This window comes from Clostridium sp. AF02-29 (assembly GCF_934835585.1).
In the GTDB taxonomy this organism is placed as follows: Bacteria; Bacillota; Clostridia; order Lachnospirales; family Lachnospiraceae; genus Otoolea; species Otoolea fessa.
Genome location: NZ_CAKVZK010000037.1, coordinates 1 through 21875, shown reverse-complemented (window position 1 = coordinate 21875; position 21875 = coordinate 1). Strand labels below are relative to the sequence as shown.

The following is a 21875-nucleotide window of genomic DNA, read 5'->3' as shown; positions in this document are numbered from 1 at the left end:
CAGGGCGGTAGAGCGCGATAGCGCGGGTTCGTGAGTGGACGGGTGAGAATACGTTCATATGATATATATGAACACTTAGCGATGCATTTTCGATCCTAGTGCGAGTCATACCTAAATACTTAATGAAGCCGATCCAAAGGCGATAGCTGAATTTAGTATTTATGGTATAATAGAATTACTTGATGAGATATTTTCGAGTTTAATTTTTCGATTCAAAAGGAGCTTTCTATATGAACACAAAAAACAAGATCATGACCTGCCTGATGCTGTCCGCCGGCGGCGCAGTTTCACTGGCACTTTTAAATAAATATATTCAATTTTCTGCCACCTCCCGCGGTCTGACCCGGGAAGAGAATTCTCTCTGCTACAAATGGCGGCTGGGAAATATCTACTATACAAAATGCGGTTCCGGCAAACCGCTTCTGTTGATTCACGATCTGCACTTTGCATCGAGCGGCTATGAGTGGGAATCCATCCGCGAACAGCTCAGCCGCTCCTACACCGTCTACACGCTCGACCTTCTCGGCTGCGGACGTTCCGAGAAGCCGAACCTGACCTACACAAATTACCTGTTTGTCCAGCTGATCTGTGATTTTATCAAATCTGAGATCGGACATCGGACCAACATTCTCTCCACCGGTGATTCAGCGGCACTGTCTATCATGGCGTGCAGCAACTCTCCAGAACTGTTTGATCAGATCATGCTCATCAACCCGAGCAGCCTTACCGACTGTTGTCAGCTTCCGGGTAAAAATGCCAAGCTTTATAAGCTTCTTCTGGATCTCCCGCTGGCTGGAACGCTCATTTACCACATTGCGTGCAGCCGCTCTATGATCGAAGAGGCATTCCGCACCAAATATTTTTACAATCCGTATACCGTAAAACCGGTTCAGATCGACCGCAGCCACGAAGCCGCACATCTCGGTGAATGTCCGAAAGCGATCTTCTCCAGTATTGAATGCCGCTATACCAAGTGCAATATTTCCAATGCTCTCAGGAAGATCGACAACAGCATCTTCATCATCGGCGGTTCCGAGGAACCGATGATCGAGGCGACGATTCAGGATTACAAGATTTATAATTCCGCAATCGAGTCCTCTATCATCCCAAAGACCAAACATCTGCCGCAGTTAGAACAGCCGGATGCCGTGATGGATGCGATCCATATGTTTTTTTCTTAAAAAAGGATAATGAGTATGCATACCGCGGAGCGTTTTTTCGTCATAGGACGAAGCTTATTACTGTTCACGCATACATGCCCAGTAACGGAATTTGCCGTGGCTTCGCATTTCAATACGGCAAATTCCTGCTGCCACCGCGTTTTCTTACGGCACTTTCGGTTCCAAAAGTGCCTACCCGTGAACAGCTACTCTCTCTTTCCCACATCTCCATAAAAATTGCTTTTTCATACTCATGCCATGATGCAGATACCATTTTTCCAGTATCTTTCATATTCACAGCGTCATCCTTCCGTGCGCCTTGTTTGTTTCTTCTTGATAGGAACGGTCCTAATGTTTCATCCAGGTCCCGCCACACTATCTATATACAAACAAAACCCCCGGAATGCTCCTCTTTATTCTACATTATTCCCACTCGATCTCCTCGGCTTTCGCACAAAAAAACTATATTCTGTAACGAAAACTCAAATTTTATAAATTTTCCCTATTATTTCCAGCTCTGCCATCGCCTCTACCTGGTTCTCCAGATTTCCTCTGTCATATGCCTGATACGGCTTCTGGAACACAATCTTCCAGGACAAATATTCAGTCATACATTTTTGTTTAAACCCCGCCTATATAAAAAAGAAAGACTGCATACTCTACGTGTTCCATATACAGTCTTTCTCTATCCATCTTTTGATTGCTTTATTTCAGCGGCTCCCGCGACGGCGTTCCCGCTTTTCTCGGATACTTCTTTCCCGTCCTATCTGTCTTATGAATCCGGACCAGGTTACGCTCATCCTCATTGGCAAGGTGGAAGGAAATCACATCCTCCAGCTCGCCGCCCAGCTTGCGGATCGCACCTTTTCCCGTCTTCATCTCTTCCTCCAGTTTGCCTGATTTGTACGGTACAAACCAGCCTCCCACCTTGACAAATGGCAGGCAGTATTCCGACAGCGTGGACAGATTTGCCACCGCGCGTGAAACGCAGAAATCAAATGTTTCACGTGAAACATTATCATGTGCCGCATCCTCCGCCCGTCCGTGAACCGCCTGAATTTTTTCCAGTTCCAATGCCTGAATTACCTCGTTCAGAAAGTTGATCCGCTTATTTAAAGAATCGAGAAGCGTGACCTTTAAATTTGGAAATGCAATCTTTAACGGAATACCCGGAAATCCAGCTCCCGTTCCAACATCGATCAACGTATACTCTTTCTCTGCCAGATCCGGCACCGCTTTCACAAGTGCCAGACTATCCGAAAAATGTTTGGTCACAACTTCCTTCTGTTCCGTGATCGCTGTCAGATTCACCATCGTATTCCAATGAATCAACAGTTCATAGTAATCGTAGAACTGCTTGATCTGGTGTTCATTTAACGCGACGCCCATCTCCTGCGCTTCTTTCTGAAGCTGCTCGGTAAAGTCTGCCGGAGGCAGAACCACACCGCTTTCTACTTTATTTTCTTCTGCCATAAATATATCCTTTATGATATGTTCTATTTTTTCTCAGGTTCTTATCTATCTTACATTTTGAGTTGCTGCAATGCGTTTACCTGTTTCCATGCAGTCTCTGACTCGTTACTGTTCACGCATACGTGCCCAGTAACGGAATTTGCCGTGGCTTCGCATTTAAATACGGCAAATTCCTCCTGCCACCAGGTTTTCTTACGGCACTTTCGGTTCCAAAAGTGCCTACCCGTGTACAGTAACTCTGAATCCGCTCGTTTCTATATTTACAGTTCTTTCTTCTCTTCCCCATGTCCCGCATGGCGGCTCTGCTCTAAGTGTACCAGCAGCACCGAAATATCCGCCGGTGACACGCCCGCGATTCGGGATGCCTGACCGATATTTGCCGGTTTATAGAGATTTAATTTCTGTACTGCCTCACGGCGCAGGCTTCCGACTGTGGAATAGTCGAAGTTTTCATCCAGCTTCCGGCTCTCCATCTTCTTGAACTGTGCAACCTGCTGCAGCTGGCGGCGGATATAGCCGTCATACTTGATGTTGATGTTGATCTGCTCGATCACATCTTCCGGAAGTTCCGGACGGTTCGGATCCAGCTCTGCCAGTGCTTCATAGCTTAACTCCGGACGGCGTACCAGCTCTGCCAGCGTTGCCGCGGTCTTGAGCGGGGTGCTTCCGTGGCGCTCTAAAAATTCCTGCACTTCTTTTCCAGCGCCAATGTTGATCTTCTCCAGACGCTTTGCCTCTTCCTCGATCATTTTTTCTTTCCAGAGGACACGCTCATACATCGCATCACTGACCAGTCCAATCTCATGCCCGATCGGGGAAAGACGCAGATCCGCGTTGTCCTGACGCAAAAGCAGGCGGTATTCCGCACGCGACGTCATCATCCGGTACGGTTCATGGTTTTCTTTGGTAACCAGATCGTCGATCAAGACACCGATATACGCCTGGGAACGGTCGAGGATGATCGGTTCTTTTCCCAGCACTTCGCGCGCCGCATTGACACCCGCCATAAAGCCCTGTACCGCCGCTTCCTCATAACCGGAGCTTCCGTTAAACTGACCGCCGCTGAACAATCCCCGGATCGCCTTAAATTCCAGCGATGCCTTTAACTGGCGTGCATTGATACAATCGTACTCAATTGCATATGCATTTCGAACAATTTTTACATTTTCGAGTCCCGGCACGGTACGGTACATCGCGTACTGCACATCCTCCGGCAGGGAACTGGACATACCGCCCAGATACATTTCATTCGTGTAAATTCCCTCCGGCTCGACAAAAACCTGATGACGGTTCTTATCTGGAAATTTTACCACCTTATCCTCGATCGATGGACAGTAACGCGGACCTGTTCCCTCGATCGCGCCCGAAAAGAGGGGCGATCGATCCAGGTTGTTGCGGATGATCTCATGTGTTTTCTCATTGGTATAGGTCAGCCAGCAAGACACCTGCTCCTTCTGCACCGACTCCGGATCGGTGGAAAAAGAAAATGGCACAATCCTCTCATCGCCGAACTGCTCTTCCATCTTAGAAAAATCAATGCTGCGCTTATCGACACGCGCCGGTGTGCCCGTCTTGAAACGGAACATCTCGATTCCCAGCTTTTTCAGGGAATCTGTCAGATGGTTTGCCGCCTGCAGACCATTCGGTCCGGTCGGATTGCTCACATCGCCATAGATACATCTAGCTTTCAGGTACGTTCCCGTTGCCAGCACCACCGCCTTGCAGTAATACGTCGCGCCGGAGTACGTTTTCAGTCCTTTGATCTGACCTTCTTCCACGATCAGCTCTGCCACCTCTCCCTGACGAATCGTCAGGTGATCGGTATTTTCCATGGTACGGCGCATCTGGCGGGTGTATTCCTGCTTGTCCGCCTGCGCGCGGAGCGAATGCACCGCCGGTCCCTTGGACTGGTTGAGCATCTTGGACTGTATAAAGGTTTTATCTATATTTTTTCCCATCTCGCCGCCGAGCGCATCCAGCTCGCGCACCAAGTGGCCCTTCGAGCTTCCGCCGACATTCGGGTTGCACGGCATCAGGGCGATGCTGTCCACGCTGACGGTAAACACGATCGTCTCGAGTCCCAGTCTCGCGCTTGCCAGCGCCGCCTCACAGCCGGCGTGTCCCGCCCCGACGACCGCTACATCATAATTTTCTGTTAAACAGGGCATATTTTCTCTTTCCTCTCTATCTCTGCGTTCTATTCAAGTCGAACGTCCGTGAGACTTGGCGCGTGATTCTGGTCAGCGTAAGCTGACATATTCTTTACAGAATCACTGCGCATCCTCGCGGAGCGTTTATCTCAGTCGGAGACAAGGCTTCCACTGAGACAAATTTGCTATTACTCACCACCTGAAGAGGTGGGAGTCTTCTCGACTGAGATAAACACTGCGGCTCATGCGCCGTATGATTCGCAGCCGATTTTACTGCAGCTGCACATTTCAATTTGATCAAACGCCTTATATTCTTTCTTGTTTTCAGATCCACCCTATCATACCACAAGGAAAGAAACCTTGCAAAAAAATTGATCTATTTCCCCATACAAAAATGGCTGAAAATCTCATTCACCAGATCCTCTTCCAGTGATTCCCCAAGGATCGTTCCAAGATGTTCATAGGCATCCATCAGATCAATCGAGAAAAAATCCTCCGGCATCGCATTGTCGATGCTTGTCTCGACCAGACGCAGGCTTTTCAGCGCCTGCTCCATCGCCGTCTTGTGACGGACGTTTGTCAGCATGACCTGATCGTTGAAATTCAGGTTTCCCTGCAAGAACATCGTCTGAATTTTTTCCTCCAATCGATCAATTCCCTGCTGTTCCTTCGCCGATACCGGGATCACTTCCTGCCCGCACGCTTCGCGAAGCGCTTCTTCTGTGAGAACCGGTTCCAGATCTGTCTTATTTAAGAGGACGATCACCTTCCGTCCCCGGATCAAATCGAGGATCTGGCGGTCATTTTCATCCAGCTCCCTTGATCCATCGACCACATACAAGATCAAATCTGCCTCATCCGCAATCTTTCTCGCTCGTTCCACGCCAATCTTTTCAACGATATCCTCCGTTTCCCGGATGCCCGCCGTATCGATCAAATTTAAGCTAAGCCCGCGCAGACGGATATTTTCCTCCAGCGTATCGCGTGTCGTACCGGCGATCTCCGTCACAATCGCGCGATCCTCTCCCAGCAGTACATTCATCAGGGACGATTTTCCTGCATTCGGCTTACCTAAGATCACGGTTTTGATCCCCTCCGTCATGATGCGCCCGTTGTCAAACGTCCCGATCGACGCCTCCAGCTCCATCTCAATCGGCTGCAGCGTCTCCCGAAGGCGCTCCGGGTATCCGTCCAGAGAAATATGCTCCGGATCATCAAGTGCGGACTCAATAAAGGCAATATCATAGATTAGTTTTTCGCGGAGTTCCCGCACTTTCCGCGACATTGAACCGCTCAACTGGCTGACCGAAGACTGCAGCGCATACTCATTTTTCGACTGGATCACATCGATCACGGCTTCCGCCTGCGAAAGATCAATTCTGCCATTTAAAAACGCCCGCTTCGTAAATTCGCCTGGTTCCGCCAGCCGCGCCCCACATTTTACCGCCAGCTCCAGAATCCGCTTCATCACCAGCACGCCTCCGTGACAGTCAATCTCTACCGTGTCCTCCGCCGTATAACTGTGCGGACCGCGCATCAAAAGAAGCAGCACTTCATCGATCCGTTCCTCTCCATCCCGAATATATCCATAATGAATCGTATACGTTTTCTGCTCTGAAAGCCTCTTCCCCGCCACCGCCGGTTCAAACATCCGCTCCGCCACCGCCACAGCGTCCGAACCGCTAATTCGGATAATCCCAATCCCCGAACTCGAAAGCGCCGTCGCGATCGCGGCGATTGTATCTGTATATACCATATATATATAAATCCTTCCTTGCTTTTTATCTTCTTATTCTATACCATATGGGAGCATTTTCCCATCTTTATTTACAAATCTAGTCTAATATTTATTTCTTTTTTCATGTTTTCACGATAAACCTCTCGCGCTCGATCCCCCACAAAAAAGAAGGTCTAGATACCTCCAGACCTTCTTCGTCACACTTATTTACTTCTCATATCTCCCATACCCGTCACTTCTCTCGCGTCTGCCCTCACGCTTCAGCGAAATAATCACATGCCGGAACGGATCCTCGCCCTCGCTGCGGGTGGTGACATACTTGTCATTCTGCAGCGCTGCATGAATGATCCGTCTCTCATACGGGTTCATCGGCTCCAAAGATACGGAACGTTTCGTTCTCTTTACCTTGTAAGCAATGTTCTTTGCCAGTGTCTCAAGCGTCTCTTTCCGTCTCTCGCGGTAATTCTCGGTATCGAGCTTCACGCGGACGTAATTCTCGCTCTTCTTGTTGACAACCAGGCTGACCAGATACTGGAGAGAATCCAGGGTCTGACCTCTCTTACCGATCAAAATACCCATATCCTCACCGGAGAGATCGATGTTCATCTCGCCCTCTTCCTCATTGAAAGCCGCTGCGATCTTCACATCTAAGTTCATCGCATCAAATACCTGGCTTAAAAAATCGATCGCACGATCCTCGAGCGTCTCTTTTTTCTTAGCACGGATGATCGCCGGTTTCGCGCCGATCCCCAGAAATCCGGCGCTTCCTTTTTCGACCACTTCGTACTCTAATTTATCACTGGTGGTTTCCAGTTCAATCAGTGCCTTTGTTACTGCCTCATCGACTGTCTTAGCGGTAACCGTAATCATATCCATCCTGCGCCCTCCTTCTATTTTTTCGCGTGCTTATCGTTGTACTTCTGCACCATCTTTGCCTTGGAAGCCAGACTGCCCGGCTTCGGATCGGAATTGTAAAATGCTTCAGACGCCTCCATCTGCTTTTTATTGCGGGAGATCTTGTCCTCTTTCGCCTTGCTTTCCGCATCCTCGCGTGCCTGCAGCGCCTTTAAATTCACGCTTGCCTTCTCGCTGACATTGGCCGGCGGCAGACCTTTTCTCGCTCTCTTCTTGTTCATCTTCTCCACGTTGCGGCGGATCAGATCATCGACATCGATCTTGTTCATATGTGCATTTACGATCAGCTGCTGAACGAGCTGGAATGCACCCTGAACGACCCAGTAGATACCGATCGCGGACGGCAGGGAGAAACAGAAGAATACGGACATCAGCGGCATCGTGATCATCATGCTGTTCATCATGCTCGCGCCCGGCGCGTCCTGATCCACCTGCTGTAAATTGGAAATCAGCTTGGTGGAGATCCACTGGGTCAGACCTGCGAGGATCGGGATGATCCATGCGATCGTGATATGGTTAAAACCGGTAAACGGCGGAGTTGCCAGATTGATGCCGAAGAAATAGTTCATCTGCTCAATCTTGCTCGCATTTTCTGCGATCGTCGAAGAGATCTGCGGGAATAAACTTTCCAGCGTATCCCATCCAGCCGGTGTCAACTTATATAACATATCTACGACTTTGTTTGCCACGGTGTAGTCTACCTTGTCCACCGCCATGCCGACACCGCTTGCCAGCTCGGAAATCTTGTTGATGTAATCCGGCTGCCCCATCAGCGGGTTCGCTACGTTGTCAAAAAAGACACGTACTGACGGTACGTATGCCGGAATGTTGTAGATAACCCGGTACAAAGCGAAGATAATCGGAAGCTGAATCGCCATCGGCAGACATCCTGCCATCGGATTCGAGCCATATTTCTCATAGACTGCCTGCATCTCGACCTGTTGTTTAGCCATCGATGCCTGATCGGTTTTTCCCTTATACCTATTCTGAACCGCCTTGATTTCAGGGTTCATAAGCGACATAAGTTTTGACGATTCCTGCTGTTTGATCGTCAGAGGAAATAACAGTAACTTTGTGATAATGGTAAACAGGATGATACACAGACCGATATTCATGATCCCCATGCTGCTGGTAATCCGGAATAAAAAGTCCATGATATAACCAAACACGCTGGCGATCGGTCCCATGATCGAACCTGCCTTTGTCGCAACTAAAACGCTAACGTCCAATGAACTACCTCCTCATCCTTTACGGAACTGGATCATAACCGCCTTCTGCAAATGGATTACAGCGAAGAATCCGCTTACATGCCAAAATCATACCTTTTACAGCGCCGTACTTTTTAAGTGCTTGGATGGCGTACTCCGAGCACGTCGGCGTGTACTTGCAGTGAGGTCCTGTCATAGGGGAAATATAGAGCTGATATCCCCGAATCATCTTTATCAAGATCTTCTTAATCAATATTCTCACTTCGATTCTCCAGAATGTTATGCAGTCCGCATAAGTGCAGGTATGCACTCTCAATTTTTTTGAAGTCTGCTTCTTTCGCTGCCGGTCTGGCAACGACTACGATGTCTAATCCGAGTCTGACTCTGTCCTTATTTAACCGATAGCTCTCCCGTACCAACCTTGTCACGTGATGGCGGACCACGCTGTTTCCAACCTTTTTGCTGACGGAGATACCGATCCGAGGCTCCTTCCCGTCATCCACCCGCTTCACGTACATAACCAGAAGCTTATTGGCATAGGATTTCCCTGTCTTGTAAACCTTTTGAAATTCGCTGTTCTTCTTAATTGAATTAAAACGCTTCATTAAAATCACCAATGATAAATAATATAAAAAAGAATGTGCCCTGGCACATTCTCGCGCCGAGCGCGGTCGCTTGCGACATGTTTCTGCTTCGCGCAAGTGCGCATCCTCGCGGAGCGTTTTTTATTCATAGGACGCAATTTCCTATGAATAAAATAAAATCCGGCTCGCCGGATTCACGCACCGAGGTGCGATTGCATTAGCAATCATTTTCCCCTGCACCGAGTGTGCATCGCAGAGCTTTTCTTAATTTCATAGAACTTTTTCTATGAATATTAAGAAAGGCCACAATCTATAACTCGATTGCGGCCTCGTTCATTAAGCAGATAATTTTGCTCTACCTTTTGCTCTTCTGGCAGCCAGAACTTTTCTTCCACCTGCGCTGCTCATTCTCGCACGGAATCCATGAACTTTTGCTCTCTGTCTTTTCTTCGGCTGAAATGTCATCTTCATGTCTGCATACACCTCCTCATCCATAATATAGTAAGAGAAATCCACGCTTCCTCCGGCTCACGCCGAAATCCGCATTCTTCTCAACATAGTTAGACTATTGTAATTAAACATCTTCTCCATTATATAGAAGAATTCCGCATTCGTCAACCACTATTTTGATCTTTTTAATCCCCATAGAACAAGGAATTTCTGTGGTTTTTCCACCATTTCGATCCTGCGTCCCCACAGATCGATCGTCGATTGCTGTCGCGGCACCTTATTGTATACAGTATACACACCGGGGCATTTCCATTTTGTGGATAAAAAAATCCTTATTTTATCAGTATTCCCGCCACCTATTCACAGCTTATCCTCCAGTTATCCACATTTTGGGGATAACTTGTGGAAAAGCCGTGGAATACGATCTGGATAAGCTTCTGATTGTTCACACCCATTCACCAAAAAGCCTTATTTTTCGGCGTTTTTTCCACGTGGATAACTGAATTTCACTTATTCACATTGCGGGTTTTTATTGAAAAATGTGGACAAATCATGTAGAATAGAACTTAGATTGGGTTATTTTGCAGTTTTGGCTGCTTTTTACGTTTAGGAGACACAGTATGATAGAGAAAATTAAGGAAAAATGGGATGAAATTCTCCTCCATATTAAAGAAGAACACGAACTGACGGACGTTTCTTTCAAAACATGGCTGCTTCCGACGCAGCCTTATTCCATGAAAGACGGCACCCTTCAGATCCTGGTTCCGGATGTGCAGTTTCTCGGCTATATCAAAAAAAAATACGGACTTTTGATCCAGATTACCATCGAAGAACTAACCGGAATCGAGTGTGAGGTCGATTTTGTCACCATCGAACAGGTCGATGAGCCGCAAAAAGAGACGGACAAAAGCCATCTGATCAACCGCCCGTCCGAGGTCAGCCGCCAGCTCATCCAGGATGCGAACTTAAATCCGCGCTACACATTCGACACCTTCGTCGTCGGCGCGAACAATAACTTAGCGCACGCCGCTTCCCTCGCCGTAGCAGAATCTCCGGGTGAGATCTACAACCCTCTCTTCATTTACGGGGGTGTAGGTCTGGGAAAAACGCATCTTATGCACTCGATCGGACATTTTATCTTAAAAAACAATCCAAAAGCGAAGGTTCTCTACGTTACAAGTGAGAAGTTTACGAACGAACTGATCGATGCGATCCGGAACAAAAACAATATTTCCACCACGGAGTTCCGTGAAAAATACAGAAACAACGACGTCCTCCTCATCGATGATATCCAGTTTATTATCGGTAAGGAATCGACACAGGAAGAATTTTTCCATACCTTCAACGCACTCTATGAAGCGAAAAAACAGATCATTATCTCCTCAGATAAGCCGCCGAAAGAGATCGAGACGCTGGAAGAACGGCTTCGTTCCCGTTTCGAATGGGGCTTGACCGTCGATATCCAGTCGCCGGATTATGAAACCCGTATGGCGATCCTCCGCAAAAAAGAGGAACTCGAGGGCTACAATATAGATAATGAAGTGATCAAGTACATCGCCACCAACGTCAAGTCCAACATCCGTGAGCTCGAGGGCGCCCTCACCAAGATCGTCGCCCTTTCCAAGTTAAATAACAAGGAGATCACGACGGAGCTGGCGGAGGAAGCGCTCAAGGATCTCATTTCCCCGAACGCGGAGAAAGAAGTGACCCCGGAGCTGATCATCCAGGTCGTTGCTGATCATTTCGGTATCACTCCGCTTGACATCTCCTCCCAGAAGCGCAACAAGGAGATCGTATTCCCGCGCCAGATCGTGATGTATATCTGCCGTTCGATGCTCGGAACTTCCCTGCAGAATATCGGCAAATATTTAGGCGGTCGGGATCACACGACGATCATCCACGGTCACGACAAGATCGCTGCCGATATGGAGAAAAACGAATCGCTTCGCAACACAGTGGAAATCTTAATGAAAAAGATCAGCCCACAGTAGGTTTCTTCCACAATTTCGCGTGGAAAAGTGGTTGAAAACCTGTGGATAACTTTTCCCACATTTTGCTCCATTTCAGGGCTGTGGATAATTCAAAAGTTATCCAGCCGGTTCCGGACAGTTTTGCACAGCCTTTTTAACCATTCAAAAGGAGTCTGAACCCCTGTATTTTCAGGGCTGTCCGGAGAATTCCACATATTCACAGCCCCTACTACGATTGCGACGGAATTTATATATATCTTTTCTTTCCGTTCCACGTTATTTTTAGCAAAGGAGTTATCAACAAACATGAAGCTTTCATTTGAAAAAGATCATTTAATGAACGGCATCAACATTGTTCTGAAGGCCGTTCCTTCCAAAACCACTATGCCGATTCTCGAATGCATCCTGATCGATGCTGTTTCGGATGAGATCAAACTGACCGGCAACGATATGGAGCTGGGAATTGAGACGAAGGTCGAAGGAACGATCCTGGAACGTGGAAAAATCGCTCTTGATGCCAAGCTTTTTTCCGATATTATCCGCAAGCTCTCCGGCGAAAATTCTACGATCACGATCGAATCGGATGAAAAATACAACACGACGATCACCTGTGACAAGGCTATTTTCCAGATTCAGGGCAAGGACGGCGATGAATTTTCCTATATTCCCCACATTGAGCGGGATAAATTCATCACACTTTCCCAGTTTACCTTAAAAGAGATCATCCGCCAGACGATCTTCTCGATCTCGCCGAACGACAGCAACAAGATGATGACCGGTGAGCTGATGGAGGTCACCGGCAATGAACTTAAGCTCGTTTCCCTCGACGGACACCGCATGTCGATCCGCAAAGTTGCATTAAAAGAACAGTACAGTGATATAAAAGTCATCGTTCCTGGCAAGACTTTAGGTGAGATCAGCAAGATCTTAAACGGTGACAACGACTCTGAGGTACAGATTTTCTTCAGCACCAACCACATCATGTTTGAATTTGACGACACGATCGTGTTATCCCGCCTGATTGAGGGCGAGTATTTCCGGATCAATCAGATGCTTTCCTCCGATTATGAGACGAAAGTTACCTTGAACCGCCGTGATTTCATGGATGCGATCGACCGTGCGAGCATTCTCGTCCGTGAAAATGATAAGAAACCTTTGATCTTAAACTTTACCGATGAAGAAATGGAGTTAAAGATGCATTCCGCCTTCGGTACGATGGATGCACGTCTGGCGATTACCAAGTTTGGAAAAGACCTGATGATCGGCTTCAACCCGAAGTTTTTGGGTGATGCGCTGCGAATCATCGATGATGAGGAAGTGACTCTGTACATGATGAATCCGAAATCCCCGTGCTTTATCCGGGACGAGGAGGAGACTTACATCTATCTGATCCTGCCGGTCAATTTCAATGCGGCAGCGATCTAACCTGCCATTTTTAGACATGGCAGGTGCAGGCAGACAGTGACAGAAAGGATCTGAAATAAGATGGAGATAAAACTGAGAGATGAATTTATAAAACTGGGTCAGGCGCTTAAGGCAGCTGGTCTGGTAGAGTCCGGCGTGGATGCTAAATTTGCGATTCAGGATGGGCTTGTGAAGGTCAATGGCGCGGTGGAGATGCAGCGCGGCAAAAAGCTTTACGACGGGGACAAAGTCGAGTATGACGGAGAGACCGTAACAATCACCAAATAAAGGATGGTTTCATGTTTATCGAATCGATCGAACTCAAAAATTACCGCAATTACGGGGAATTACATATGGATTTTGATCCGGGGACGAATGTTCTCTACGGGGACAACGCGCAGGGTAAAACCAATATCCTTGAAGCGGTCTACGTGTGTGCGACGACCAAGTCCCACCGCGGCAGCAAGGACAGGGAGATCATCGAATTCGGAGAGGACGAGTCCCACATCAAGATGCAGCTTCGCAAGGACGATGTGCCGTACCGGATTGACATGCATCTAAAGAAAAATAAGACGAAGGGCGTGGCGGTCAACGGGATTCCGATCCGGCGGGCGAGCGAGCTTTTCGGCATTGTTAACGTGGTGTTTTTTTCGCCGGAAGATCTGAATCTCATTAAGAACGGACCGGCGGATCGGCGCCGTTTTATTGATCTGGAATTATGCCAGTTAAACCGGCTCTACGTCCATTCGCTGGTGCAGTACAACCGGGTGGTGATACAGAGAAATAAGCTCTTAAAGGAGCTGTTTTTCCATCCCGAGTACGAGGAGATGCTGGATATATGGGATATGCAGCTTGCTTCCTACGGGCGGGAGGTAAGCCAGTACCGGCGGAAATTTATCGGTGAATTAAACGAATTGATCTGTCCGATCCACCAGAAATTGTCGGGTGGAAAGGAAGAACTCATCATCCAGTATGAGCCGAACACGGAGGCAGATCAGTTGGAAGCGGCAGTCAAAAAGAGCCGCGAGGCGGACCGGAAGCAGAAGACGACACTGGTCGGACCACACCGGGATGACTTAAGTTTCTATGTCAACGGAATTGACATCCGGCGCTTCGGTTCACAGGGACAGCAGAGGACGGCGGCATTATCGCTCAAACTGGCGGAGATTGAGCTGGTTAAAAAGATCAAAAAGGAGTATCCGATCCTGCTTCTCGACGATGTTTTGTCGGAGTTAGATGGAAAACGGCAGGATCATCTGCTCGCCAGCATCCGCCACATACAGACGATCATTACCTGTACGGGCTTGGATGATTTTATCAGCCACAGCTTCCAGATAGATAAGACCTTTCGGGTCGTGAGCGGGACGGTCACTTGTGAACGTCCAAACAAGACAACTAGTCAGACATAAAACAGCAAGTGAAGGAGGAACTATGGGTTCAGAATACAGTGCAGATCAAATACAGATATTGGAGGGATTGGAGGCGGTCAGAAAGCGTCCTGGTATGTATATAGGCAGCACATCTGTAAGAGGCCTCCATCACCTGGTGTATGAGATAGTAGACAACTCCGTGGACGAGGCGCTCGCTGGATACTGCAGCCACATTGAGGTGCAGATCAATGCGGACAATTCGATCACGGTACAGGATGACGGTCGTGGCATTCCGGTTGACATCCAGAAAAAGGCGGGTCTTCCGGCGGTTGAGGTCGTATTTACGATCCTGCATGCGGGCGGCAAGTTCGGCGGCGGCGGATACAAGGTATCCGGCGGTCTGCACGGCGTAGGCGCATCGGTTGTAAACGCCCTTTCCGAGTGGCTGGAGGTTGAGATCTGCCGCGATGGAAAGGTATATAAACAGCGCTATGAGCGCGGCAAAACGATGTATCCGCTGAAAGTAGTCGGTGAGTGTGCTCCGGATAAGCACGGCACACGGGTCGTATTCCTGCCGGATAAGGAGATTTTCGAGGAAACAGTCTACGACTATGATACGTTAAAAGTACGCCTGCGTGAGACGGCATTCCTGACGAAAAACTTAAAGATCACCCTGCGGGATGACAGAGAAGTGAAGCATGAGAAGACCTTCCACTATGAGGGCGGTATCAAGGAATTTGTCACCTACTTGAACCGGAGCAATGAGAAGCTCTATGAACCGGTTATCTACTGCGAGGGCATCAAGGACAAGGTATTTGTCGAGGTGGCGATGCAGCATAACGATTCCTACACGGAAAATATCTACACATTCGTCAACAATATCAATACCCCGGAGGGCGGTACGCATCTGGCTGGTTTCAAGAGCGCGCTGACGAAGACTTTTAACGATTATGCGAAGAAAAATAAGCTTCTGAAGGAAAATGAGCCGGCACTCAGCGGTGAAGATATCCGCGAGGGCCTTACAGCGATCATCAGCGTTAAGATCGAGGAGCCGCAGTTTGAGGGACAGACGAAGCAGAAACTCGGCAACAGCGAGGCCCGCGCGGCGGTCGATGCGATCGTGAGCGAGCAGCTGACATATTTCCTGGAGCAGAATCCAACGGTTGCCAAGATCATCTGTGAGAAATCAATTCTTGCCAAGAGAGCCCGCGACGCAGCCCGCAAGGCGCGCGAGATGACGAGACGTAAATCAGCGCTCGACGGCATGGCGCTTCCAGGAAAATTAGCCGACTGTTCCGACAAGAATCCGGAAAACTGCGAGATCTACATCGTAGAGGGAGATTCCGCGGGTGGTTCTGCGAAAGAGGCTAGAAATAAATCCAATCAGGCTATTCTGCCTCTTCGAGGCAAGATCTTAAACGTAGAAAAAGCAAGACTGGATCGAATTTACGGCAATGCGGAGATCCGTGCGATGATCACGGCATTTGGTACCGGTATTCATGAAGATTTTGATATTTCAAAACTTCGTTACAACAAGATCATTATCATGACCGATGCCGATGTGGACGGTGCTCATATCAGTACCCTGCTTCTGACGTTCCTGTATCGTTTTATGCCGGATCTGATCCGGGAAGGACATGTATATCTGGCACAGCCGCCGCTTTATAAGATCGAGAAGAATAAGCGTGTCTGGTATGCATACAGCGATGATGAGCTGAATTCGATTCTGACTGAGATTGGCCGTGACAACAACAATAAGATCCAGCGTTATAAAGGTCTGGGCGAGATGGACGCGGAACAGCTTTGGGAGACTACCATGGATCCGGAGCGCCGAATTCTTCTCCGTGTACAGATCGACAGTGAGACTGCTTCGGAGGTTGATCTGACATTTGCTACCCTGATGGGTGATCAGGTTGAGCCGCGTCGTGAGTTTATCGAGGCAAATGCGAAGTACGTAAAGAACCTGGATATTTAATTAAATTTAAGTCACTTAAATCCTTTTGAGGACGAAAGGAGTATAGATGGAACCAAATATATTTGACAAAATTCATGACATTGATCTGAAAAAGACAATGGAAACGTCTTACATCGATTATGCGATGAGCGTTATCGCCGCCCGGGCACTCCCGGACGTGCGCGACGGCTTGAAACCGGTGCAGAGACGAGTGCTTTATTCGATGGTTGAGCTGAATAACGGTCCGGATAAGCCGCACCGTAAATCCGCCCGTATCGTCGGTGATACAATGGGTAAATATCACCCGCACGGCGACAGCTCCATTTACGGCGCATTGGTTAATATGGCTCAGAAATGGGCTACCCGTTACCCGCTTGTAGATGGACATGGAAACTTCGGTTCCATGGACGGCGACGGCGCCGCAGCGATGCGATACACCGAGGCAAGATTGAGCCGTATTTCCATGGAGATGCTGGCGGATATTGGCAAGAATACCGTTGATTTTATGCCGAACTTTGATGAGACTGAGAAAGAACCGACGGTTCTTCCGTCCCGTTTTCCCAATATTCTGGTAAATGGCGGCACCGGTATCGCCGTTGGTATGGCAACGAATATTCCGCCTCACAACCTGCGTGAGGTGATTGCTGCCGTTGTCAAGATCATAGACAACCGGGTGGAGGAAGACCGCCCGACTACCATCGAAGAACTGATGGAGATCGTAAAGGGACCTGATTTCCCGACAGGAGCAACCATCCTTGGAAAAGCAGGCATCGAAGAAGCCTACAGAACCGGACGCGGCAAGATCCGTGTACGGGCTGTATACAATATCGAGGCCATGGCAAATGGCAAGAGCCGTATCATCGTGACAGAGCTTCCTTATGCAGTGAATAAGGCTCGTTTGATCGAAAAGATCGCAGAGCTTGTAAAGGATAAAAAGCTTGATGGAATCACGGATCTGCGTGATGAATCCAACCGTGAGGGACTTCGGATCTGCATTGAACTGCGCCGTGATGTGAATGCCAATGTCATCATGAACCGTCTGCTGAAGCATACACAGCTGCAGGACACCTTTGGTGTGATTATGCTGGCGCTGGTTAATAATGAGCCGCGTATCTTAAATCTGCAGCAGATCCTGGAATATTACTTAAAGCACCAGGAGGATGTGGTAACCAGAAGAACCAAATATGATCTGAACAAGGCAGAAGAGAGAGCCCATATTTTGGAAGGTCTTTTAAAGGCACTGGATCATATCGATGAGGTTATTAAGATCATCCGCGGTTCTGCCAATGTTCAGGCGGCGAAAGCTCAGTTAATGGAGCGTTTTGATCTTTCGGATGCACAGGCACAGGCCATCGTAGATATGCGTCTGCGTGCTCTGACCGGTTTGGAACGCGAGAAACTGGAAAATGAATATAAAGAGCTGGAGGCAAAGATTGCAGAGTTGAAAGCGATTCTGGCAGATGAGAAGAAACTTCTGTGTGTTATCAAGGAGGAGATCTCCCTCATCGCTGATAAATACGGAGATGACCGCCGTACCGCCATCGGATATGATGAATACGATATGTCTGCGGAGGATTTGATCCCGGATGACGATATCGTTGTGACCATGACCAATTTTGGCTATATTAAGAGAATGTCCAGCGATAATTTCAAGAGCCAGAACCGCGGCGGCAAGGGAATCAAGGGCATGCAGACCATTGAGGAAGATTATATCGAAGATCTGCTGATGACCACAACCCATCATTATGTGATGTTCTTTACCAACAAGGGACGCGTATACCGTCTGAAAGGATACGAGATTCCGGAGGCAGGACGCACTGCCAGAGGTACTGCCATCGTGAATCTGCTTCCGCTGATGCCAGGCGAGAAGATCACATCCATCGTTCCTATGAAGGAGATCGATGATGAGAAATATCTCTTCATGGCAACCCGCAATGGTATGGTTAAGAAGACTCCGATGAAGGAATACAGCAATGTCCGCAAGAACGGTCTTCAGGCGATTGTACTTCGTGATGACGATGAATTGATCGAAGTTAAGGCTACCGATAATACCGAAGATATTTTCCTGATCACAAAGAAAGGTATGTGTATCCGATTCCATGAGACCGATGTCCGCGTGACAGGCCGTGTTTCCATGGGGGTTATCGGCATGAAGTTTGATGAAGGCGATGAAGTCATCGGTATGCAGATGGCCAGCCAGGGAGAATGCCTGCTGGTGGTATCGGAAAATGGTTATGGAAAACGCACTCCGATTGATGAATTTACAGCCCAGAACCGTGGCGGCAAGGGTGTGCGCTGTTATAAGATCATCGACAAAACCGGTGATTTGGTGGGTGCAAAGCTGGTAGATAATGAGCGCAAGATCATGCTGATTACCAATGAAGGCATTATCATCAAGATGGCAGTCAGCGACATCTCGATTATCGGACGCAATACCTCCGGTGTGAAGCTGATGAGTATTGATGCTGAATCCGGCATAGCAGTTGCAAGCATCGCCAAGGTGCGGGAGAGCGACAAGGATGAGGATGAAGAAGACGAACTTCTGGAGGAACAGGACGGAGAAGAAACCGAATCTGAGAATATGGAAGAATAAAAGTTACAGTTCAGTCTTTAGCTGATTTGGCTAAACTGTAACGAATAAAAAGTAAAAAAGATCAGATATTCTTGATCTTTGAAAAGAAAATCATAAAAAAAGAGAACATCCGGCAATTCATAAACTGGAATTAGCGGGTGTTCTCTTTTTGATCTTTATAAGGCGCAGTATTTTAACAGCGTCACAGCGTCGTTTCTCTCTGAATGAGGCGGCACTTGAATTCCTGGTAGGTAAATTCAGATTCACGGTTTTCGATCATAGCAAGAAGAAGTTTGGCAGCATACTCGCCCATTTGATCGTAGGGAATATCAATGCCGCTGATAGAAGGATAGTCCATTTCATAGAAATTCACCTCGTTCAGGAAGATATGGCGAATTCTCTGAGGGATGGAAAAGCCTGTTTTTAAAATTTCACGCTGCAGCAGCAGTCCAATGTCGTAGTTTTGAGAAATGGCAAGATCAAAACTGCGGTTTTCCATGTATTTAGCTAAAAATTGCTGCAAATGAATCAGATCACGATCCTTGATAGGGCAGATCACGTGTTCCAGATGGCAGTTCGGTGCCGTCCGGCGAAGCAGGGATTCAAAAAGCGGATATTTATTATTAACTAAAAGACCGTCATTGCTGATGGAAAAATACCGCACTTCGCGGATTCCCTTTTCCAGACAGAAGGAGGCACATTCCTGCAGGGCATATTCAAATGCATGGGGGAACGGTGTTTTTTTTGAGAAAACCCCGTCCATACAGATAACCACATAAGGAATATGATTTTCATCGGCCGGTTTTGTAAAAGCAGCGTGATCATCGTTGGAAATAAAAATGAGTCCATCGATCACGTTGGAATAATAGCTTTTGACATAATCCGGAGAAGAATCTATATCATCCATTTCATTGAAAATCGTGATGGTATAGTCGATCTGGGACAGGTACTGGCTGATTCCGGTAAAAGCATTTAAGAAAGCCTGGCGGCTGTAATCCTTTGCACATACAATTCCGATGGATGTACAGTTTTTGGTCCGCATGCTTTTGGCGGAAGCATTGGGATAGTAGTGAAGTGCTTCAACGGCATCTAAAACCTTGCGTCTGGTTTCCTCACTGATCTTCTGATTCTGGCGATTATTGATCACATAAGATACAGTCGCCTGAGAGACTCCGCAGAGTTTTGCGATGTCTTTTGCAGTAACATTTTTTTTCATAACTTTGTAGACTCCTTATAACACTTTTACAGTTTATTAAATTTCTCTAAAAATGTCTATAGAAATTCACTAAAATACACAATAATTTAATATTGCTAAAAAAATAATTGAAATGCCGATCCTTTTGTGATATTCTAACAATACAAAATTAACTTATACGTATAAGTTTGAAATGGAGGAAAAAATGGGAAAAGCAAACGAACAAGCAAAAGATAAGCCTTCGTTATTAAACCGCTGGCTGAACGGAATTGAGAAAGTCGGAAATAAACTTCCGCATCCGATTTCTATTTTTGCAATTTTAGTTCTCTTTGTTATCGTTCTTTCTGCTGTCTGTGAGATGGCTGGAGTTTCGGCAACAGGTGAACTGGTTAACCGTTCTAAGGGAGTCGTAGAGACACAGACGGTTCAGGCTGTCAGCCTTTTGAATGGTGAGGGGCTTGTGTATATGCTGACACATGCAATCACTAACTTTACAGGATTCGCTCCTTTGGGAGTTGTCCTGGTAGCTATGTTTGGTATCGGACTTCTGGAGGACAGTGGTTTAATCGGAGGCGCATTAAAGTCTGCTGTAGAGGTTACTCCGGCTAAGTTAATTACTCCGATGATCGTATTCTTAGGCGTTATGTCCAACCTGGCCGATGCAGTTGGATACATCGTTCTGATTCCGATCGCAGCACTGATGTTCATGGCATACAATCGTCATCCGGTAGTTGGTATGGCTGCAGCATTTGCAGGTGTATCCGGTGGTTTCTCTGCAAACTTATTAATCGGTACTCTGGATCCGCTTCTTTGCGGTATTACCAACGAGGCTGTAAAGATGGTAGACCCGACTTATGTAGTTGAGCCGACCGGAAACTGGTATTTCATGATGGTATCTACCTTCCTGATCACAATCTTAGGTACTATCATCACTGAGAAAGTCGTTGCACCGCGTTTTGGTGAGTATCACGGCAATGGGGAAGAGAATGAAACAAGCTCTGAGTATAAATTAAATGACCAGGAAAGAAAGGCTCTGAAAGTAGCTGGTTTAACCTTACTGGTTATGATTCTGGTTCTGGTAGCTTTCTGTCTCCCGGCTAACTCTGTTATGAGAGCTGAGGATGGAACACTGTTAGGAAACTCTCCGTTTATGGAGGGCATCATCCCGATTATCACTGTACTTTTCTTCGTACCGTCTGTTGTATATGGTCATATGACTGGTGTATACCACGGAGAGAAGGATGTCTGCAACGCTATGGGACGTGCCATGGGAACCATGAGCTCCTACATCGCTCTGACCTTTGTGGCAGCACAGTTTATTAACTTCTTTGGTTATACCAAATTAGGAACGATCCTTGCATTAAAGGGAGCTGAGTTCTTCAGAAACTCCGGTATCGGAACTATCCCGACCATGATCTTATTCGTTCTTTTTGCAGCCTTCATCAACCTGTTCATGGGTTCTGCATCTGCAAAATGGGCTCTGATCGCGCCGGTATTCGTACCGATGTTTATGCTGTTAGGTTACACACCGGAGTTCGCTCAGGTTGCTTACCGTATCGGAGACTCCTGTACAAACGTTATCACTCCGATGATGTCCTATTTCGCAATGATTATCGTATTCATGAAGAAATATGATAAAGAGGCTGGTATCGGAACTCTGGTTTCCACCATGCTTCCGTTGAAGTGCTATACTAACGTTGTAACAGTAGTGGCTAATAAGATATAATAAATC

General features: G+C 47.4%; 18 protein-coding genes. 8 read left to right on the top strand and 10 right to left on the bottom strand.

The window, feature by feature from the left end:
* Positions 1-230: 230 nt before the first annotated feature.
* Entirely contained in the window at positions 231-1181 is a 951-nt protein-coding gene (locus PUQ60_RS09595; protein ID WP_022358786.1) for an alpha/beta hydrolase, read from the top strand.
* A gap of 461 nt (positions 1182-1642) precedes the next feature.
* Here PUQ60_RS09595 and PUQ60_RS09590 read toward each other — a convergent pair whose 3' ends face one another.
* The 9 genes from PUQ60_RS09590 to rpmH form a co-directional block, all read right to left on the bottom strand.
* Positions 1643-1771, bottom strand: coding sequence for a hypothetical protein (locus PUQ60_RS09590; RefSeq protein WP_273381099.1), 129 nt, complete (start codon positions 1769-1771; stop codon positions 1643-1645).
* A gap of 94 nt (positions 1772-1865) precedes the next feature.
* Positions 1866-2633 carry a 16S rRNA (guanine(527)-N(7))-methyltransferase RsmG gene (gene rsmG / locus PUQ60_RS09585; protein WP_273381097.1) on the bottom strand — a complete coding sequence of 256 codons (768 nt, stop codon included), beginning with the start codon at positions 2631-2633 and terminating at the stop codon, positions 1866-1868.
* A gap of 260 nt (positions 2634-2893) precedes the next feature.
* Positions 2894-4801 (bottom strand): tRNA uridine-5-carboxymethylaminomethyl(34) synthesis enzyme MnmG, encoded by a 1908-nt coding sequence (gene mnmG, locus PUQ60_RS09580; protein ID WP_022358788.1) that lies wholly within the window; start codon positions 4799-4801, stop codon positions 2894-2896.
* Between the two features lie 358 nt (positions 4802-5159).
* Positions 5160-6539: a tRNA uridine-5-carboxymethylaminomethyl(34) synthesis GTPase MnmE gene (mnmE, locus tag PUQ60_RS09575; RefSeq protein ID WP_273380599.1), complete on the bottom strand. Its 1380-nt coding sequence runs from the start codon at positions 6537-6539 to the stop codon at positions 5160-5162.
* A gap of 189 nt (positions 6540-6728) precedes the next feature.
* A complete protein-coding gene (gene jag / locus PUQ60_RS09570) occupies positions 6729-7397 on the bottom strand; it encodes an RNA-binding cell elongation regulator Jag/EloR (protein WP_273380600.1) in 669 nt (222 codons plus the stop codon).
* A 14-nt stretch (positions 7398-7411) separates the two neighbouring features.
* The gene (locus PUQ60_RS09565; protein WP_022358953.1) at positions 7412-8665 is read right to left on the bottom strand and encodes a YidC/Oxa1 family membrane protein insertase; all 1254 of its coding nucleotides are present in this window, start codon (positions 8663-8665) and stop codon (positions 7412-7414) included.
* A 19-nt stretch (positions 8666-8684) separates the two neighbouring features.
* Entirely contained in the window at positions 8685-8894 is a 210-nt protein-coding gene (yidD, locus tag PUQ60_RS09560; protein WP_333489800.1) for a membrane protein insertion efficiency factor YidD, read from the bottom strand.
* A complete protein-coding gene (rnpA, locus tag PUQ60_RS09555) occupies positions 8890-9249 on the bottom strand; it encodes a ribonuclease P protein component (protein WP_107000958.1) in 360 nt (119 codons plus the stop codon). Before rnpA ends, yidD begins: the two co-directional genes overlap by 5 nt.
* A 315-nt stretch (positions 9250-9564) precedes the next feature.
* Positions 9565-9699 (bottom strand): 50S ribosomal protein L34, encoded by a 135-nt coding sequence (rpmH, locus tag PUQ60_RS09550; protein WP_087225913.1) that lies wholly within the window; start codon positions 9697-9699, stop codon positions 9565-9567.
* 599 nt (positions 9700-10298) lie between these two features.
* On the opposite strand from rpmH, the gene dnaA reads away from it, so the two are divergent.
* The 6 genes from dnaA (at position 10299) to gyrA (ending at position 18969) form a co-directional block, all read left to right on the top strand.
* Positions 10299-11669: a chromosomal replication initiator protein DnaA gene (dnaA, locus tag PUQ60_RS09545; protein ID WP_022358493.1), complete on the top strand. Its 1371-nt coding sequence runs from the start codon at positions 10299-10301 to the stop codon at positions 11667-11669.
* A 285-nt stretch (positions 11670-11954) separates the two neighbouring features.
* On the top strand, positions 11955-13073 hold the full coding sequence (gene dnaN, locus PUQ60_RS09540) for a DNA polymerase III subunit beta (protein WP_022358494.1): 1119 nt from the start codon (positions 11955-11957) through the stop codon (positions 13071-13073).
* Between the two features lie 60 nt (positions 13074-13133).
* The gene (locus PUQ60_RS09535; protein WP_107000960.1) at positions 13134-13340 is read left to right on the top strand and encodes an RNA-binding S4 domain-containing protein; all 207 of its coding nucleotides are present in this window, start codon (positions 13134-13136) and stop codon (positions 13338-13340) included.
* An 11-nt stretch (positions 13341-13351) separates the two neighbouring features.
* Positions 13352-14461, top strand: a complete 1110-nt coding sequence (gene recF / locus PUQ60_RS09530) for a DNA replication/repair protein RecF (protein WP_118493317.1) — start codon at positions 13352-13354, stop codon at positions 14459-14461.
* Between the two features lie 22 nt (positions 14462-14483).
* Positions 14484-16397: a DNA topoisomerase (ATP-hydrolyzing) subunit B gene (gyrB, locus tag PUQ60_RS09525; protein ID WP_273380607.1), complete on the top strand. Its 1914-nt coding sequence runs from the start codon at positions 14484-14486 to the stop codon at positions 16395-16397.
* A gap of 46 nt (positions 16398-16443) precedes the next feature.
* Positions 16444-18969, top strand: coding sequence for a DNA gyrase subunit A (gene gyrA / locus PUQ60_RS09520; protein WP_273380609.1), 2526 nt, complete (start codon positions 16444-16446; stop codon positions 18967-18969).
* 181 nt (positions 18970-19150) lie between these two features.
* On the opposite strand, the gene PUQ60_RS09515 is transcribed toward gyrA, so the two are convergent.
* Positions 19151-20164, bottom strand: a complete 1014-nt coding sequence (locus PUQ60_RS09515) for a LacI family DNA-binding transcriptional regulator (protein ID WP_118482402.1) — start codon at positions 20162-20164, stop codon at positions 19151-19153.
* A 184-nt stretch (positions 20165-20348) separates the two neighbouring features.
* Here PUQ60_RS09515 and PUQ60_RS09510 point away from each other — a divergent pair, with 184 nt between their 5' ends.
* A complete protein-coding gene (locus PUQ60_RS09510; protein WP_273380611.1) occupies positions 20349-21869 on the top strand; it encodes an AbgT family transporter in 1521 nt (506 codons plus the stop codon).
* The last annotated feature ends 6 nt before the right edge of the window (positions 21870-21875 follow it).

Coding starts and splice junctions, on each gene's coding strand:
- rsmG (WP_273381097.1), bottom strand. CDS start 2,633: ATGGCAGAAGAAAATAAAGTAGAAAGCGGTGTGGTTCTGCCTCCGGCA.
- recF (WP_118493317.1), top strand. CDS start 13,352: ATGTTTATCGAATCGATCGAACTCAAAAATTACCGCAATTACGGGGAA.
- PUQ60_RS09515 (WP_118482402.1), bottom strand. CDS start 20,164: ATGAAAAAAAATGTTACTGCAAAAGACATCGCAAAACTCTGCGGAGTC.
- PUQ60_RS09595 (WP_022358786.1), top strand. CDS start 231: ATGAACACAAAAAACAAGATCATGACCTGCCTGATGCTGTCCGCCGGC.
- jag (WP_273380600.1), bottom strand. CDS start 7,397: ATGGATATGATTACGGTTACCGCTAAGACAGTCGATGAGGCAGTAACA.
- gyrB (WP_273380607.1), top strand. CDS start 14,484: ATGGGTTCAGAATACAGTGCAGATCAAATACAGATATTGGAGGGATTG.
- mnmE (WP_273380599.1), bottom strand. CDS start 6,539: ATGGTATATACAGATACAATCGCCGCGATCGCGACGGCGCTTTCGAGT.
- rnpA (WP_107000958.1), bottom strand. CDS start 9,249: ATGAAGCGTTTTAATTCAATTAAGAAGAACAGCGAATTTCAAAAGGTT.
- gyrA (WP_273380609.1), top strand. CDS start 16,444: ATGGAACCAAATATATTTGACAAAATTCATGACATTGATCTGAAAAAG.
- PUQ60_RS09535 (WP_107000960.1), top strand. CDS start 13,134: ATGGAGATAAAACTGAGAGATGAATTTATAAAACTGGGTCAGGCGCTT.
- dnaA (WP_022358493.1), top strand. CDS start 10,299: ATGATAGAGAAAATTAAGGAAAAATGGGATGAAATTCTCCTCCATATT.
- mnmG (WP_022358788.1), bottom strand. CDS start 4,801: ATGCCCTGTTTAACAGAAAATTATGATGTAGCGGTCGTCGGGGCGGGA.
- rpmH (WP_087225913.1), bottom strand. CDS start 9,699: ATGAAGATGACATTTCAGCCGAAGAAAAGACAGAGAGCAAAAGTTCAT.
- dnaN (WP_022358494.1), top strand. CDS start 11,955: ATGAAGCTTTCATTTGAAAAAGATCATTTAATGAACGGCATCAACATT.
- PUQ60_RS09510 (WP_273380611.1), top strand. CDS start 20,349: ATGGGAAAAGCAAACGAACAAGCAAAAGATAAGCCTTCGTTATTAAAC.
- PUQ60_RS09590 (WP_273381099.1), bottom strand. CDS start 1,771: ATGACTGAATATTTGTCCTGGAAGATTGTGTTCCAGAAGCCGTATCAG.